The sequence below is a fragment of the Streptomyces sp. NPDC102490 genome, from assembly GCF_044765285.1.
Lineage (GTDB): Bacteria > Actinomycetota > Actinomycetes > Streptomycetales > Streptomycetaceae > Streptomyces.
In genome coordinates, this window is sequence record NZ_JBIWJU010000001.1 from 489,954 (window position 1) to 505,303 (window position 15,350).

Annotated in this window: 13 protein-coding genes; 4 read left to right on the forward strand and 9 right to left on the reverse strand. The window is 72.4% G+C overall.

Features of this window, described 5'->3' with window-relative positions; genetic code table 11:
- Positions 1 to 2 precede the first annotated feature (2 nt).
- Positions 3 to 1,157, reverse strand: a complete 1,155-nt coding sequence (locus tag ACIRGB_RS02235) for a cystathionine gamma-synthase (protein ID WP_403857799.1) — start codon at positions 1,155 to 1,157, stop codon at positions 3 to 5.
- A 96-nt stretch (positions 1,158 to 1,253) separates the two neighbouring features.
- Between ACIRGB_RS02235 and ACIRGB_RS02240 the strand changes: the two genes are divergently transcribed.
- Positions 1,254 to 2,372 carry a hypothetical protein gene (locus ACIRGB_RS02240; protein ID WP_403857801.1) on the forward strand — a complete coding sequence of 373 codons (1,119 nt, stop codon included), beginning with the start codon at positions 1,254 to 1,256 and terminating at the stop codon, positions 2,370 to 2,372.
- A 63-nt stretch (positions 2,373 to 2,435) separates the two neighbouring features.
- Here ACIRGB_RS02240 and msrA read toward each other — a convergent pair whose 3' ends face one another.
- A complete protein-coding gene (msrA, locus tag ACIRGB_RS02245; protein WP_403857803.1) occupies positions 2,436 to 2,948 on the reverse strand; it encodes a peptide-methionine (S)-S-oxide reductase MsrA in 513 nt (170 codons plus the stop codon).
- 197 nt (positions 2,949 to 3,145) lie between these two features.
- Here msrA and ACIRGB_RS02250 point away from each other — a divergent pair, with 197 nt between their 5' ends.
- On the forward strand, positions 3,146 to 3,739 hold the full coding sequence (locus ACIRGB_RS02250) for a DUF4291 domain-containing protein (protein WP_403857805.1): 594 nt from the start codon (positions 3,146 to 3,148) through the stop codon (positions 3,737 to 3,739).
- Positions 3,736 to 4,329 (forward strand): hypothetical protein, encoded by a 594-nt coding sequence (locus ACIRGB_RS02255; protein WP_403857807.1) that lies wholly within the window; start codon positions 3,736 to 3,738, stop codon positions 4,327 to 4,329. Before ACIRGB_RS02250 ends, ACIRGB_RS02255 begins: the two co-directional genes overlap by 4 nt.
- 96 nt (positions 4,330 to 4,425) lie before the next feature.
- Here ACIRGB_RS02255 and ACIRGB_RS02260 read toward each other — a convergent pair whose 3' ends face one another.
- The gene (locus tag ACIRGB_RS02260) at positions 4,426 to 5,022 is read right to left on the reverse strand and encodes a TetR/AcrR family transcriptional regulator (RefSeq protein WP_403857809.1); all 597 of its coding nucleotides are present in this window, start codon (positions 5,020 to 5,022) and stop codon (positions 4,426 to 4,428) included.
- A 228-nt stretch (positions 5,023 to 5,250) separates the two neighbouring features.
- Here ACIRGB_RS02260 and ACIRGB_RS02265 point away from each other — a divergent pair, with 228 nt between their 5' ends.
- Entirely contained in the window at positions 5,251 to 6,288 is a 1,038-nt protein-coding gene (locus ACIRGB_RS02265; RefSeq protein WP_403857811.1) for an aldo/keto reductase, read from the forward strand.
- 3 nt (positions 6,289 to 6,291) lie between these two features.
- Here the strand turns inward: ACIRGB_RS02265 and narI are convergent, their stop codons facing one another.
- The 6 genes from narI to ACIRGB_RS02295 form a co-directional block, all read right to left on the reverse strand.
- Complete coding sequence (gene narI / locus ACIRGB_RS02270; protein WP_403857813.1) at positions 6,292 to 7,005, reverse strand: respiratory nitrate reductase subunit gamma; 714 nt, start codon at positions 7,003 to 7,005, stop codon at positions 6,292 to 6,294.
- Entirely contained in the window at positions 7,002 to 7,658 is a 657-nt protein-coding gene (gene narJ, locus ACIRGB_RS02275) for a nitrate reductase molybdenum cofactor assembly chaperone (protein ID WP_403857815.1), read from the reverse strand. The genes narI and narJ overlap by 4 nt, the downstream gene beginning before the upstream one ends.
- Complete coding sequence (gene narH / locus ACIRGB_RS02280; protein ID WP_403857817.1) at positions 7,655 to 9,286, reverse strand: nitrate reductase subunit beta; 1,632 nt, start codon at positions 9,284 to 9,286, stop codon at positions 7,655 to 7,657. Before narH ends, narJ begins: the two co-directional genes overlap by 4 nt.
- On the reverse strand, positions 9,286 to 13,017 hold the full coding sequence (locus ACIRGB_RS02285) for a nitrate reductase subunit alpha (protein ID WP_403857819.1): 3,732 nt from the start codon (positions 13,015 to 13,017) through the stop codon (positions 9,286 to 9,288). Before ACIRGB_RS02285 ends, narH begins: the two co-directional genes overlap by 1 nt.
- Before the next feature lie 215 nt (positions 13,018 to 13,232).
- Positions 13,233 to 14,018 (reverse strand): SDR family oxidoreductase, encoded by a 786-nt coding sequence (locus ACIRGB_RS02290; RefSeq protein ID WP_403857821.1) that lies wholly within the window; start codon positions 14,016 to 14,018, stop codon positions 13,233 to 13,235.
- 162 nt (positions 14,019 to 14,180) lie between these two features.
- Complete coding sequence (locus ACIRGB_RS02295; protein WP_403857823.1) at positions 14,181 to 15,221, reverse strand: NAD(P)-dependent alcohol dehydrogenase; 1,041 nt, start codon at positions 15,219 to 15,221, stop codon at positions 14,181 to 14,183.
- Positions 15,222 to 15,350: the final 129 nt, after the last annotated feature.

Here is a 15,350-nt window from a genome sequence, read left to right on the forward strand (position 1 = left end):
CTCTAGCCCAGCGCCTGCTGGAGGTCCGCCAGCAGGTCGTCGGCGTTCTCGATGCCGACCGACAGCCGCACCAGGTCGGCGGGCACCTCCAGGGCGGAGCCCGCCGCGGAGGCGTGCGTCATCCGGCCCGGGTGCTCGATCAGCGACTCGACACCGCCCAGGGACTCGCCGAGGGTGAAGACCTTCGCGCGGTTGCACACCTCGACGGCGGCCTGCTCGCCGCCCTCGACGCGGAAGGACACCATGCCGCCGAACGCCTTCATCTGCTTGGCGGCGACCTCGTGCCCCGGGTGCTCGGGCAGCCCCGGGTACAGCACGCTCGTCACGCGCGCGTGCCGGGAGAGCATGTCGGCGACCTTGGTCGCGTTCTCGCTGTGCCGGTCCATGCGCACCGCGAGGGTCTTGGTGCCGCGCAGCACCAGCCAGGAGTCGAAGGGCCCGGCGACCGCGCCCATCGCGTTCTGGTGGAAGGCCAGCTCCTCGCCCAGCTCCTGGTCGTCCACGATCAGCGCGCCGCCGACCACGTCCGAGTGGCCGCCCATGTACTTGGTCAGCGAGTGCACGACGACGTCCGCGCCGAGCGCCAGCGGCTGCTGGAGGTACGGGGTGGCGAAGGTGTTGTCGACGACGAGCCGGGCGCCGGCGTCCCGGGCGACCTGCGCGACCCGCGCGATGTCGGTGATGCCGAGCAGCGGGTTGGAGGGCGTCTCCACCCACACCGCCTTGGTCTTCGGGGTGAGTGCGGCCCGCACGGCGGCGGCGTCGCCGGTGTCGGCCACGGACCACTCGACGCCCCACCGGGTGGCGACCTTGGCGAAGAGGCGGAAGGTGCCGCCGTACGCGTCGTTCGGGATCACCACGTGGTCGCCGGGGCTCAGCAGCGTACGCAACAGGCAGTCCTCGGCCGCCAGTCCGGACGCGAACGCGAGACCTCGCCTGCCGCCCTCCAGGGCGGCGAGGTTCTCCTCCAGGGCCGTACGGGTCGGGTTGGCGCTGCGGCTGTACTCGTAGCCGCCGCGCAACCCGCCGACGCCGTCCTGCTTGTAGGTCGACACCTGATAGATCGGCGGGACCACCGCGCCGGTCAGGGGATCGGCGGTGTTGCCCGCGTGGATCGCGAGCGTCTCGAAGTGCTGACTGATGTGCCTGTCGCTCATGGGCACCGAGGGTAGCCGTGCGGAACGCCTCGCGGGTTTTCCACAGGGCGGGGGACAGGTTGGCCAATTGTCGGCGGCGTCTGGTTCGCTTGAGACATGGAGATTCTCTGGGTCCTGATGGCACTGGTCATGCTCGGCTTCGTGCTGCTCCCGCTCTTGCGGCGCCGGCGCGGCGCGGTCGGCCTGGTCGAGCCCGGCCACCCGGACGCCGCCGACCCCGCGAACTACGGCTTCGCCCGCGAGGAGGAGCTGGACATCCGCATGCCGGGTCCGGACGAGGACCTGCTGGACGTCCTGGACCTGGTGCAGCGCACCCAGGACTACCGGGGGGCGCAGCAGCTCCTCGCCGGTACGGAGGCGAAGGGCGAGCGGCGCTGGCAGCGTGTGCAGGCCTTCGCGGGCGCCGCGTCGCTGGAGCTGCGGCAGCGGCCCGGCGGTGTCGGGGAGACACCGGGCGGGCAGTGGCTGCGGGTGTGGCGGGCGGAGGCGCCCAAGGACGCGGGGGGCGCGGCGGTGCACGCCGAGTTCCTGGTGCAGCAGGCGTGGCGCACGGCGACGCCGGGCTCGGACGACTTCCGGATCATCATGGAGGAGGCGAAGGCGGCCTGCGGCGAGGCGGCCCTCCTCGCGCCCGGGGACCCGGTTCCCTGCATCATCGAGCTGTCGGTGGCCCGCGGCCTCGGTTACTCGCGCGAGGAGTTCGAGCAGCTCTGGCTGAAGATCCTGGACCGCGCTCCGAACCACATGGGCGCGCACCTGGCCGCCCTCCAGTACTGGTGCGAGAAGTGGCACGGCTCGCGCGAGCTGGCGTACTCCTTCGCGGAGGCCGCGGCCGCGCGCGCCCCGCGGGGTTCCCTGCTGGCGGCGATGCCGCTCTTCGCGGTCTTCGAGCACCTGCCCGAGGTCAACCTGGTCAGCGGCTTCTACCAGAGCGAGGTCGTCACCAAGGCCGTCCACGGCGCGCTGCACGCGGTCCACTCGGCCCACCCGGACGACCCGATGCAGGCGCACGTCCGCCACCTGCTGGTCTTCTTCCTGGTCCGCGGCGAGCGCTGGGCCGAGGCGATGAACCAGCTGATGGTCATAGACGGCCACGTCGGCGCCCTGCCCTGGACCCTGTCGGCCGACCCGGCGGCGGAGTTCGCGGTCTACCGCGCGCTGGCGGTGGCGGGGTACGAGGCGAACGGGGGCAGCCCGGCGACGCTGCCGCACTGAGCGCCCCGCACACGAGAAACGGTCCGGCCGCAAACCCGGCCGGACCGCTTCTCGGCAATCCCCTCAGCCCTCGCTGCGGGCGGGCAGCCGCCAGCCCGGGCGCGGGAAGTGGCAGGTGTACCCGTCGGGGTAGCGCTGCAGGTAGTCCTGGTGCTCGGGCTCGGCCTCCCAGAAGGGGCCGACCGGCTCCACCTCGGTGACGACCTTGCCGGGCCACAGTCCGGAGGCGTCCACGTCCGCGATGGTGTCCTCGGCGATCCGCTTCTGCTCGTCGTCCACGTAGTAGATCGCCGAGCGGTAGCTGAGGCCGATGTCGTTGCCCTGGCGGTTCTTGGTGCTCGGGTCGTGGATCTGGAAGAAGAACTCCAGGATCGCGCGGTAGTCGGTCACCTCGGGGTCGAAGAGGATCTCGATGGCCTCCGCGTGCGTACCGTGATTGCGGTACGTCGCGTTCGGCACGTCACCCCCGGTGTATCCGACCCGGGTCGCGGTCACGCCCGGGAGCCGACGGATCAGCTCCTCCATCCCCCAGAAGCATCCGCCCGCCAGCACGGCCCTCTGCGTCTGCGCAGCCATCGCGGCCCTCCAAAATCTCTCGGCTCGGTCGTCCGGGCCACTCGGCCCGCACGTCGCCGGCCCCATGTCCACCCTGTGTGCAACACACGAGGCCGTCCAACGATTCCATGGCCGGGCACCACGCCGGAAGGCGCATCCGGTCTTCCCGGGCGAAAAGCAGTGGCCGGGCCGTGGCACCCGGCCCCACGCTGTACGCCATGCACCAGCCCCAGCACGAGGTCCGGGCAGTCCACACGGCGTCCACCGTCACCGTCTACCAGGCATACGCCCCGGAGATCGGCCTCCCCGCCGCCAGCGAGGGACGTTTTCCCGCTGCCTGGAAGCGGGACAGGATGACGTGGATCAAGCCGTCGTTCCTGTGGATGATGTACCGCTGCGGATGGGCCGCCAAGGAGGGGCAGGAGACCGTGCTGGCCGTCGAGATCAGCCGCGAGGGCTTCGAGTGGGCCCTGCGCAACGCGTGCCTGTCGGGCTACCAGCCCGGCGTGCACCCCGACCGGGCCACCTGGCAGCGCGAGTTGAAGCGCTCACCCACCCGCGTCCAGTGGGACCCCGAACGCGACCTGCGTCTGCGGCCCCTGCCGTACCGCTCCCTCCAACTCGGCCTCTCCGGCGAGGCCGCACGCCGGTACGCCGACGAGTGGACGGTCGGGATCCGCGACGTCACCCCTCTCGCCCACGAGATCCACGGCTTCGTACGCGCGGGCGACCTCGACTCGGCACGGAACCTGCTGCCCGAGGAGCAGCCGTACCCCGCCGCGGAAGGACTGCTGAGTAACCTGCGCCCGTGAAGGACCGCTTCCCCGACACGCTCGCCGCCCTGTGGCGGGCCCGGCGCCCCTCGGGTCCGCCCGTCGCGCACACGTTCCGCAGCGCGTACGCCGACCGTTGGGTCCGTTTCCACAGCCTTCCCGGATCGAAGCGGTATCCGGAGGGCGAGGACGAGTACGCGATCGCGCTGCACCGGTACAACACGGTGCTCGACGAGTTGTTCTCCGGCGAAGAGGTGTACGTCGTGACCACGGACTGGTCCGGTACGCCCGACGGGCCCGCCGCTTTCCCGACACCACGGCGGGAACTCCACCCCAACGGCGTCCACTGGTGGACCGAGTCGGACGAGGACGACCCCGACCCGGCCTTTCACACCCACACACGCCTCTACGCGGACCGGCGGCCCTGGCAGCGCGGCGGTCTCGACGCCCTGCTGCGCGCCGTGGCCGACGAGGCGCTGGTCGAGGTGTTCGTCACGGACACGGAGCTGCGCCGTATCCACCACCCGTACGACGGCGGTGCGGACGTGGTGCTCGCCAAGCCCGGCGAGCGCGACCGACTGCGCGGCTGTCATGTGGACTGGCTGTCCAGCCACCCATCCGGGCTGTGAAGGAGTGACCTCGTCGCGGTCGGCGTGCTGGTCGGCGTCGGCCTGTCGCTGGGGGCGCGCTGAGCGGACGGACGTCACCCGGTGTGCCCGCCGGGGTCAGCCCCCGGCGCGCAACCCCGCGACCAGCACCCCCGCCAGTTGCCGGGCGTCGTAGCGCGGGTCGGGGGTCTCGGCGCCGATGCAGAGGTTGCCGACGCCGCGCATGAGGGCGATGGCCGGTACGTCGGTGTGGATCTCGCCGGAGGCGGTCGCGGCGGCGAGGAGGTCGGTGCACACGGGGACGAGGCGGTCGAGGAAGTAGGCGTGGAGGGCCTCGAAGCCCGCCTGGTCGGACTGGAGGACCGCGGCGAGGCCGTGCTTGGTGACCAGGAAGTCGACGAACCGGTCGATCCAGGTCGCGAGGGCGGCGTACGGGGTGGAACTGCTCGCCAGCAGCGCGGGGCCCGCCTCGGCGCAGGCCTCCACCTGGTGCCGGTAGACGCCGATGATGAGGTCCGCCCGGGTCGGGAAGTGGCGGTAGATCGTGGCCGTCCCGACGCCGGCCTCGGCCGCGATGTCGCGTACGGGGGCCTCCACGCCCGACCTGACGAACACCGCGGCCGCGGCGTCGAGCAGGGACTTCTCGTTGCGCCGGGCGTCCGCACGCTTGGGCCGGGAGGCTGTCCGCCCCGTCGCCGCTTCGCCGTCCTTCACCGATTCCGTCCCTTCGCCGTTCCCGGTGCCATGCCCGATCCCGTTGCCGTTCTCGCCCTCGTCGCCGTGTCGGCACCGCCGCAGTTGATAAACGGGACAGCGTTCCGTATCGTTGGACGAGTAAACGGGACGGTGTTCCGCTTGGCCTCTCCATGATGCCAGAGCGTCGAGCCCGCCACCAAGTCATGCCTCGACCCCTACGCGAACCACCCCAGTGGAGGAACCGTCATGCAGTACCGCACCTTGGGCCGCACCGGTGTGCAGGTCAGCTCGCTCGCGCTCGGCGCCATGAACTTCGGCAGCATCGGGGGCACCACCCAGGACGAGGCCACCGCCCTCGTCGACGCCGCCCTGGAGGCGGGGATCAACCTGATCGACACCGCCGACTGGTACAGCGGCGGCGAGTCGGAGGAGATGGTCGGCAAGGCGATCGCCGGGCGCCGGGACGACATCGTGCTGGCCACGAAGGCGTACATGCCGATGAGCGACGAGCCCAACCACCAGGGCGCCTCCCGTCGCTGGCTGGTCACCGAGCTGGACAACAGCCTGCGCCGGCTCGGCGTCGACCACGTGGACCTCTACCAGATCCACCGGTGGGACCCGAACACGAGTGACGAGGAGACCCTGTCCGCGCTCACCGATCTGCAGCGCGCCGGGAAGATCCGGTACTTCGGCTCCTCGACCTACCCCGCCTACCGCATCGTCGAGGCCCAGTGGGCGGCCCGCGAGCACCGGCTCGGCCGGTACGTCACCGAGCAGCCCAGCTACTCCGTCCTCCAGCGCGGCGTCGAGAGCCACGTCCTGCCCGTGACCGAGCGGTACGGGCTCGGCGTGCTGGTGTGGAGCCCGCTGGCCTCGGGGTGGCTGTCGGGCGCGGTGCGCGCCGGGCGGGAGGTCGCCACGCACCGGTCGGCGGTCCTGCCGGAGCGTTTCGACACCGCGCTGCCCGCCAACCGGGCCAGGCTGGACGCCGTCGAGAAGCTGGCCGCGGTCGCCGACGAGGCCGGGCTCACCCTGATCCAGCTCGCGCTCGGCTTCGTCACCGCGCACCCGGCCGTCACCGCCGCGCTCGTCGGCCCGCGCACGCTGGACCACCTGCGTTCCCAGCTCGCCGCCGCCGACACCGTGCTCTCCGACGACGTCCTCGACGCGATCGACGCCATCGTCCCGCCCGGCACGGACCTGGCGGCGCACGAGAAGTTCGACGCCACGCCCGCGCTGCTCGACCCGGCGCTGCGCCGTCGGCGCCGCCCGGCGGCCCGCTGAGCGTCAGCGGACCGGCCGGCCCGCCCGCACCTCGCCGCGGCCCCGGGAGCGGTACACGACGTACGGCCGCACCAGGTAGCCCAGCGGCGCCGTGAAGGCGTGCACCAGGCGGGTGAAGGGCCACAGGGCGAACAGGGCCATGGCGAGCAGCGCGTGCAGGCGGTACACCAGCGGCGCCTCGGCCATCGCGGTCACGTCCGGGTCCAGGGCGAACAGGCTGCGGAACCAGACGGAGACGCCGAGCCGGTAGTCGTACGCGGACTCGGCCGTCGCGCCGGACGCGGTGGCCGTCAGTCCGGCGAGGACGACGGTGAGCAGCACCGGGTAGACCACGCGGTCGCTGCGACTGGTCGCCGCTCTGATCGCGGGGGTGCGCACCCGGCGGTACAGCAGGAGGGCAAGGCCCGCGAGCGTGGCCAGGCCCGCCGTGCCGCCCGCGATCAGGGCGTTGGCGTGGTAGAGGTGCTCGCTGACGTGGAGGCGGTCGGTCAGCGACTCGGGGACCAGGAGGCCCGCGACGTGCCCGGCGATCACGAACAGCAGGCCGTAGTGGAAGAGCGGGCCCGCCACCCGCAGCAGGCGGCTCTCGTGCAGTTGGCTGGAGCGCGTGGTGAAGCCGAAGCGGTCGTAGTGGTAGCGCCAGGCGGTGCCCGCCACCAGCACCACCAGCGTCAGGTACGGCAGGACGCCCCACAGGGCGATGTGCAGGTGCCTCATCGGCGGGCTCCCTCGTCGTGCGGCCGGGGCTGGGCGGGGAAGGGTCCCAGGACGTCCAGGCCCACCGCCTCGGCCGGCGGGCCGGTACGGGTCAGGCGCAGGGCCTCCTCACGGCTGGCCGGTGCCTGGCCCGGCAGGCACCGGCAGACGGCCTGGAGGAGGGCGGCGTAGGGGCTGCGGTGGGCTTCGAGGGCGTAGCGCAGGACCTCGATCGCGGCGCGGTGGTCCGTCAGCAGGGCGGTGCCCGCCTCGGGGGCGCGGGCGGCGAACTCCAGCATCAGCGGCAGGAAGTCGGGCAGTTCGTCGTCCGGGGGCAGCCAGCCGTGGCCGCGGTACACGGACTTGATGCGGGCCAGTGCGGCGCCCCGGCGGCGGGTGTCGCCGTCGGTGTAGTAGGTGAGGTAGAGGCAGCGGCGGCGGCTGCGGTCGAAGGTGGCGACGTAGCGGGCGGCGACGGCGAGCGGGTCCTCCCGCTCCGCCCGGTCGCAGAAGGAGAGCAGGAGCTGGATCTCGGGGCCGGGGAGTGCGGCGACCGTCTCGCGGACGGTGCGCGGGCGGCGGGGCCAGTCCCGGTCCGGGTAGCCGAGGAGCAGGGCGGCGGCCTGGAAGACGACGGTGGCGTGGGCGGTGTGGGCGGTACGGCTGCGGCTCACAGCTCGGGCTCCGTCCGCACGGTGCCGCGGGCGCGCGGGAAGAGGCCGTCCGGGCGTCCCTTCCCGTTCCAGTTCAGGAGGTTGACCCGGTTGCGCAGGGAGGTGGCGGTGCCGGAAGCGGTGGGCGGCGCGTGGAAGGAGTCCGGGTCGAAGCCGGCGCCCTCGGGCATCATCCCGGGCCCGCCCACGCCGTCCAGGCTGCACCCCGCTCCGGTGCCGCCGGGGTCGGGGACGGAGCCGGTGTAGGCGGTCGGGATGACGTACCGCTCGTCGTACTTGGCGAGGGCGAGCAGCCGGTACAGCTCCAGGATGCCCGTCTCGTCGAGGCCGACCGCCTCGGCGATCCGCGGGTCCTGTTCCTCGCCGAGGTTGACGCGCCGCATGTGGGAGCGCATCGCGGCCAGCCGGCACAGGGCGGCCTCGACGGGCCCGGGGTCGCCCGCGGTGAAGAGTTCGGCGAGGTAGCCGAGGGGGATGCGCAGCGTGTCGATCGCGCCGAACAGCGCGGCCGGGTCCTCCCCGTCGTGGCCGCTGCCGGTGAGGGCGTCGACGACCGGGGAGAGCGGCGGGACGTACCAGACCATCGGCATGGTGCGGTACTCCGGGTGCAGCGGGAGCGCGACGCGGTAGCGGGTGATGAGGGCGTTCACCGGGGAGCGGCGCGCGGCCTCGACCCAGTCGTGCGGGATGCCGGACGCCTGGGCCGCGCGGGCCACCTCGGGGTCGTCGGGGTCGAGGAAGCAGCCGAGCTGGGCCTCGTACAGGTCCTTCTCGTCGGTGACGGAGGCGGCGGCGCCGACCTTGTCGGGGTCGTAGAGCATCACGCCGAGGTAGCGGAGGCGGCCGACGCAGGTCTCGGAGCAGACGGTGGGGTCGCCGGCCTCGATGCGCGGGTAGCAGAAGGTGCACTTCTCGGCCTTGCCGGTGGCGTGGTTGAAGTAGACCTTCTTGTACGGGCAGCCGCTGACGCACATCCGCCAGCCCCGGCAGCGGTCCTGGTCGACCAGGACGATGCCGTCCTCGACGCGCTTGTACAGGGCGCCGGAGGGGCAGACGGCGACGCAGGACGGGTTGAGGCAGTGCTCGCAGATGCGGGGCAGGTAGAACATGAACGCCCGCTCGTAGTCGAGGCGGACCCGCTCGCTCATCCGGGCCAGCAGCGGGTCGGCGGCGAGCTGGTCGGGGCCGCCGCCGAGGTCGTCGTCCCAGTTGGGGCCCCAGGTGATCGCGGTGGGGCGGCCGTCGATCGCCGAGCGGGGCGGCGCGGTGGGGATGTCGTCGCCGAGGGGGGCGGTGGTCAGGTTCTCGTAGTCGTAGGTCCAGGGCTGGTAGTAGTCGTCCAGGGTGGGCAGGTCCGGGTTGGCGAAGAGGCGGGCGAGGCGGCGGGCCCGGCCGCCGCTGCGCGGGACGAGGCGCCCGCCCTTGAGCCGCCAGCCGCCCTTCCACTTCTCCTGGTCCTCGTGGCCCCGGGGGTAGCCCTGGCCGGGGCGGGTCTCGACGTTGTTGAACCAGGCGTACTCGGTGCCGGTGCGGTTGGTCCAGGTCTGTTTGCAGGTGACCGAGCAGGTGTGGCAGCCGATGCACTTGTCGAGGTTCATGACCATCGCCACCTGTGCCATGACGCGCATCAGTACGTGACCTCCTGGGAGCGGCGCCGGATGGTGGTGACGGCGTCGCGCTGGTTGCCGGTGGGGCCGTAGTAGTTGGGGGCGAAGGAGAGCTGGCCGTAGCCGCCGATGAGGTGGGTGGGCTTGACCAGCAGCTTGGTGAGGGAGTTGTGGACGCCGCCCCGGCGGCCGTTCGCCTCCGACTTGGGCACGTTCACCAGGCGTTCCTGGACGTGGTACATCAGCACCGTGCCGTCCGGGACGCGGTGCGAGACGATCGCGCGGGCGACGACGACGCCGTGCGCGTTGACGGCCTCGACCCAGTCGTTGTCGGCGGCGCCGATCGCGGCGGCGTCGGCGGGGCTCATCCAGACGACGGGGCCGCCGCGGGCCAGGGTCTGCATCAGCAGGTTCTCCTGGTACTCGGAGTGGATGGACCACTTGGCGTGCGGGGTGAGGTAGCGGACGGTCACCGCGCGGCCGTCGCCGGCCGAGGCCGGGGCGTCGCCCAGCTCGGCGAGGTTCAGCGGGGGCCGGTAGACCGGGAGCTGCTCGCCCAGTTCCGCCATCCAGTCGTGGTCGACGTAGAAGTGCTGGCGGCCGGTGAGGGTATGCCAGGGCTTCTTGTGCTCGGTGTTGACGGTGAAGGGCGAGTAGCGCCGGTCGGGCGCCTCCTTGCCGGACCACTCGAAGCTCGCGCCGACCTGCACCGGCCGCTCCTGGGTGTCGGAGAAGACCACCCGCCGCTCCCCCACCGACGCGGCCAGCTCCGCGAGTCCGGCGCCGGGGCCGACGCGGTCGGCGAGGCGGTCGAAGCCCTCGGCGGCGAGGCGGCCGTTGGTGGTGCCGGACAGGGCGAGGATCGCCTCGCAGAACTTGACGTCGGTGTCGAGCAGCGGGCGGCCGTGAGCCGGTCCTGCGGGGGCCGTGCCGCAGCGGGCGGCGAGCCAGCGGACCTCCTCGTGCGGGTTGACGGTGACGCCCTTGACGGTCATGCCGTGTTCCTCGGCCAGCGGCCCGAAGGCGGCGAGCCGGTCGGCGACGGCCGTGTAGTCCCGTTCGACGAGGGTCACGGCCGGGGCGTTGCGGCCCGGCTCGACGGGGGTGCGGCCGTCCCGCCAGTCGGTGACCCGGCCGCCGGGCTGGGCCGTTTCGCCGGGGGTGTCGTGCTGGAGGGCGGTGGCGACCAGGTCGTGGGCCGTGTCGAGGCGGCCGGCGGCGAGTTCGCCGAAGCGGCGGGCGAGGGAGTGGAAGATCTCGAAGTCGGTGCGGGCCTGCCACGGCGGGTTGATCGCGGGGCTGAAGGCGTGCACGAAGGGGTGCATGTCCGTGGAGGACAGGTCGTGCTTCTCGTACCAGGTGGCGGCGGGCAGCACGAGGTCGGAGAAGAGCGTCGTGGAGGTCATCCGGAAGTCGAGGCTCAGCAGCAGGTCGAGCTTGCCCTCGGGGGCGTCGTCCCGCCAGGCCACGGAGCGCGGCCGGTGCCCGGGCGGCGCCTCGTCGGCGGTGGCGCCGTCGCGGGCGCCGAGCAGGTGGCGCAGGAAGTACTCGTTGCCTTTGGCGGAGGAGCCGATCAGGTTGGCCCGCCACACGGTCAGCACGCGCGGCCAGTTGCGGGGCGCGTCCGGGTCCTCGCAGGCGAAGTCGACGGCGCCCGAGCCGAGTTGATCGGCGAGCCAGTCGCCGGGTTCCCGACCGCTCTCGCGGGCGCGGCGGCCGAGGTCGAGCGGGTTGGCGTCGAAGGTCGGGTACGACGGCATCCAGCCGAGCCGGGCCGACTGGGCGACCAGGTCGGCGGTGTGGAGCCCGGCGAAGGTGCCGGGCGCGGTGGGCGCGGCGAGGGCGTCGGCGGCGTGGGACTCGTACCGCCACTGGCCGGTGTGCAGGTACCAGTACGGGGTGCCCGCCATCTGCCGCGAGGGCCGTACCCAGTCGGCGGCCGTGGCCAGCTGCTGCCAGCCGGTGTACGGGCGGACCTTCTCCTGGCCGACGTAGTGCGCCCAGCCGCCGCCGTTGACGCCCTGGCAGCCGGTGAGGATGAGCAGGGAGAGGAAGGAGCGGTAGATGGTGTCGGAGTGAAACCAGTGGTTGGTGCCCGCCCCCATCACGATCATGCAGCGGCCCCGGGTCTGCTCGGCGGTGCGCGCGAACTCCCGGGCGGCGCGGACCGCCGCGTCGGCCGGCACGGAGGTGATGCGCTCCTGCCAGGCGGGGGTGCAGGGTTCGTCGGCGTCGTCGTAGCCGCCGGGCCAGTGGCCGGCGAGTCCGGGGCGGGCCACGGCGTACTGGGCGAGCAGCAGGTCGTAGACGGTGGTGACGAGCCGGCCGCCGATCTCCCGGGCCGGTACGCCGCGCACGACGGTGGCGCCCGGTTCGTCGAAGCGGGGCAGCACCACCTCGACACCGTTGTCACCGCGGCCGTCGGTGTGCCCGTGCAGGGTGAGCAGCGGGTCGACCCCGCCGAGGTCGAGGTTCCAGCGCCCCTGGCCGTCCTTGCCCCACCGGTCGCCGAGGGTGCCGTTGGGCACGACCACGTCGTCGGTGTCGGCGTCGATCAGCACCGGCATCCAGGCCCGCGCCCCGGCGTCGGCGTGCCGGCCGAGCCCGAGGTCGGCGGCGGTGACGAACTTGCCGGGCGTGCGGCGGCCCGCCGTACGCCCCTCGGCCTGCCCCTGCGGGTGCTCGTCGAGGGCGACCAGGAAGGGCAGGTCGGTGAAGCGCTTGACGTAGTCGGTGAAGTACGGCACCTGGCGGCGCACGAAGAACTCGGTGAGCAGCACGTGCCCCATCGCCATGGCGAGCGCCCCGTCGGTGCCGGGGTGCGGGTGCAGCCACTCGTCGGCGAACTTGGTGGCGTCCGCGTAGTCCGGGGAGACGACGACGACCTTCTGGCCCCGGTAGCGGGCCTCCGCCATCCAGTGGGCGTCGGGGGTGCGGGTGACGGGGACGTTGGAGCCCCACAGCATCAGGTAGGCCGCGTCCCACCAGTCCCCCGACTCCGGTACGTCGGTCTGGTCGCCGAAGACCTGCGGGGAGGCGATCGGCAGGTCGGCGTACCAGTCGTAGAAGGAGATCATCGGGGCGCCGATGAGGGAGTGGTAGCGGGCGCCGACCGCGTGCGAGGCCATCGACATGGCGGGGATCGGGGAGAAACCGGCGACGCGGTCGGGGCCGTACGCGGCGATCGTGTGCACCTGGGCGGCGGCGGCGATCTCCAGCGCCTCGTCCCAGTCGACGCGGACGAAGCCGCCGTGCCCGCGGGCGCGCTGGTAGCGGCGCCGCCGGTCGGGGTCACCGGTCAGCTCGGCCCAGGCGGCCACGGGGTCGCCGCCGTGCCGGCGTTTGGCGTCCCGGTACATTTCCACCAGGACCCCGCGGGCCAACGGATGGCGAACGCGGGTGGGCGAATAGGTGTACCAGGAAAAGGAGGCGCCGCGCGGGCAGCCGCGGGGCTCGTACTCCGGCCGGTCGGGTCCGACGCTCGGATAATCCGTCTGCTGGGTCTCCCAGGTGATCAGACCGTCCTTGACGTACACCTTCCACGAGCAGGAGCCCGTGCAGTTGACGCCGTGCGTGGAGCGCACGACTTTGTCGTGCGCCCACCGCTCCCGATAAGGACGGTCATTGACTTTCTGGTCCGTGCGGTACACGGCCCTCAGATCGAGGGTGGTCGGGGACTTCCGCAGCAGCTGACCGGCCTTCAGCAGCCGGTCCGCGGCGTCGGCCGCGGCCTTCGCCCTGCTTCGCACCACGTTGCCATCTCCTTGCGAACGCGCCGGAGCGATGCCCGCGAGGCTCGGCGGGCATGCTGTGTGCCGCATTCAGCATCGCGCCGGAATTCGTTGAAGAAACGATATTCCAGCGCCCTTTGCGGAGGTGGGGGCGAAGGTTTTCATCCGCTTTGCCATTGTTGTCATGCGCATATTCTTCAGGTGCGCCGACTTTCGGCCACAAAGGCCCAAAGAACCTATGAGGCCAACCGTTCCGCCAGGAATTCCGCCCACGTCAGCTTGCCGACCAGCGCGTCTTCCAGCGTGAGATTCTCGCCAGAACGGTACGCGCGCCCCGCTTTCCCGGGAATGCGCACCGGCAGCTTCGGGCGCCGGCGTCCGCCGCGCAGGTCAAGATAGGAACGGGCCAGCGTGGCCAGATCGAGGACCTCCGGGCCGGTCAGGTCGGGGACCCGGCCGGACGGCCCGGCCAGGGTCAGCTCGGCCAGGCGCGCGGCGACCTCGCGGGCGGCGACCGGTTGCAGACGCAGCCCGCCCGGGGCCGGGAGGACCGGCAGCCGGGTCATCTTCTCGATCATCGTGAGGGTCAGCTCGTGGAACTGGGCCGCCCGCAGCACCGTCCAGCCGATGCCCGAGCCGGCGATCGCCCGCTCCGACTCCAGCTTGGTGCGCAGCCAGGCCAGCGGGACCCGGTCGGCGCCCACGACCGAGATGTACACGAGGTGCCGTACGTCCGCGCGCACGGCGGCGTCCACCAGGGTGCGGGTGGCCTCGTCGTCGCCCTTGGGCCCGCCTGCCAGGTGCAGCACGGTGTGCACGCCGTCGACGGCGGCCGCGACGCCCGCGCCGGTGCGCAGGTCGCCGGTGACGTACGTGACGCCGTCCGCGTCGGGGCGGGGGCGCCGGGTGAGGACGCGCACCTCCTGGCCGGCCGCCCGCAGCAGCGGGACGACGTGGCCGCCGAGGGTGCCGGTGCCGCCGGTGACGAGGAGGGGCGTCGTGGAGGTCGAGGGGTGGGTCATGGCCGCTGCTCCCGGTGTCCGTGGCGTCCGGGAGGCGGGGTGGGAACCGATGTGGGACCGCCCCGCCCGGACGTCCGCCGTATGTGGTGGCGGTATGACCCGGGGCGGGGCGGCGGTGTGACAGGAGGAGGGAAGAATCCGAGAGAAATCTTCCCCGGGGGATCAGATCGTCGCGGTGTCGATCACGAAGCGGTAGCGCACGTCGCTGGCCATGACCCGCTCGTAGGCCGTGTTGACCTCGGAGGCGGCGATCAGCTCGATCTCGGCGCCGATGCCGTGCTCCGCGCAGAAGTCCAGCATCTCCTGGGTCTCGGCGATGCCGCCGATCATGGAACCGGCGAGCGACTTGCCGCCGCCGAGCAGGGCGAACAGGTTGAGCGAGACCGGCTCCTCGGGGGCGCCGACGTTGGCCAGCGTGCCCTCCGTCTTCAGCAGCCCCAGGTAGGCGCCGAGGTCGAGGGGGGCCGAGACCGTGGAGACGATCAGGTCGAAGGTGCCGGCCAGCTCCTCGAAGGTGGCCGGGTCGCTGGTGGCGTAGTAGTGGTCGGCGCCCAGCTTCAGGCCGTCGTCCTTCTTGCGCAGGGACTGCGACAGCACGGTCACCTCGGCGCCCAGGGCGTGCGCGAGCTTGACGGCCATGTGGCCGAGGCCGCCCAGGCCGACGACGGCGACCTTCTTGCCGGGGCCCGCGTTCCAGCGCTTGAGCGGGGAGTACGTGGTGATGCCGGCGCACAGCAGGGGCGCGGCCTCGTCCAGGGAGATGCCCTCGGGGATGCCGAGGACGAAGTTCTCGTCGACGACGACCTTCTCGGAGTAGCCGCCGTAGGTGGGCTCGCCGTCCTTGCCGATGCCGTTGTACGTCATCACGTTGCCGCCCGTGCAGTACTGCTCCCGGCCGGCCTTGCAGTTCTCGCACACGCGGCAGGAGTCGACCATGCAGCCGACGCCCACCCGGTCGCCGACGGCGAACCTGGTGACGCCGGGGCCGACCTCGGAGACGACGCCCGCGATCTCGTGGCCGGGGACCATCGGGAAGATGGCGTCGCCCCAGCCCTCGCGGACCTGGTGGATGTCGGAGTGGCAGATGCCGGCGAACTTGATGTCGATCAGGACGTCGTGTTCCCGCACCTCGCGCCGCTCGATGGTGGTGCGCTCCAGCGGCGCCTTGGCGGCGGGTGCTGCGTACGCGGCGACAGTGGTCATTCCGGGTTCTCCGGTGTTCTCTCGACGTGACTGGGTGATGCTTCCACCCTGCCTGCGTCCGGCTGATCCACCCAGGCCACGGCTTTGCGTACGACCGGCGTGCGTACCACCGACGGGGTCAGGCTCGTG

Coding starts and splice junctions, on each gene's coding strand:
- ACIRGB_RS02235 (WP_403857799.1), bottom strand. CDS start 1,157: ATGAGCGACAGGCACATCAGTCAGCACTTCGAGACGCTCGCGATCCAC.
- ACIRGB_RS02240 (WP_403857801.1), top strand. CDS start 1,254: ATGGAGATTCTCTGGGTCCTGATGGCACTGGTCATGCTCGGCTTCGTG.
- msrA (WP_403857803.1), bottom strand. CDS start 2,948: ATGGCTGCGCAGACGCAGAGGGCCGTGCTGGCGGGCGGATGCTTCTGG.
- ACIRGB_RS02250 (WP_403857805.1), top strand. CDS start 3,146: ATGCACCAGCCCCAGCACGAGGTCCGGGCAGTCCACACGGCGTCCACC.
- ACIRGB_RS02265 (WP_403857811.1), top strand. CDS start 5,251: ATGCAGTACCGCACCTTGGGCCGCACCGGTGTGCAGGTCAGCTCGCTC.
- narI (WP_403857813.1), bottom strand. CDS start 7,005: ATGAGGCACCTGCACATCGCCCTGTGGGGCGTCCTGCCGTACCTGACG.
- narH (WP_403857817.1), bottom strand. CDS start 9,286: ATGCGCGTCATGGCACAGGTGGCGATGGTCATGAACCTCGACAAGTGC.
- ACIRGB_RS02290 (WP_403857821.1), bottom strand. CDS start 14,018: ATGACCCACCCCTCGACCTCCACGACGCCCCTCCTCGTCACCGGCGGC.
- ACIRGB_RS02295 (WP_403857823.1), bottom strand. CDS start 15,221: ATGACCACTGTCGCCGCGTACGCAGCACCCGCCGCCAAGGCGCCGCTG.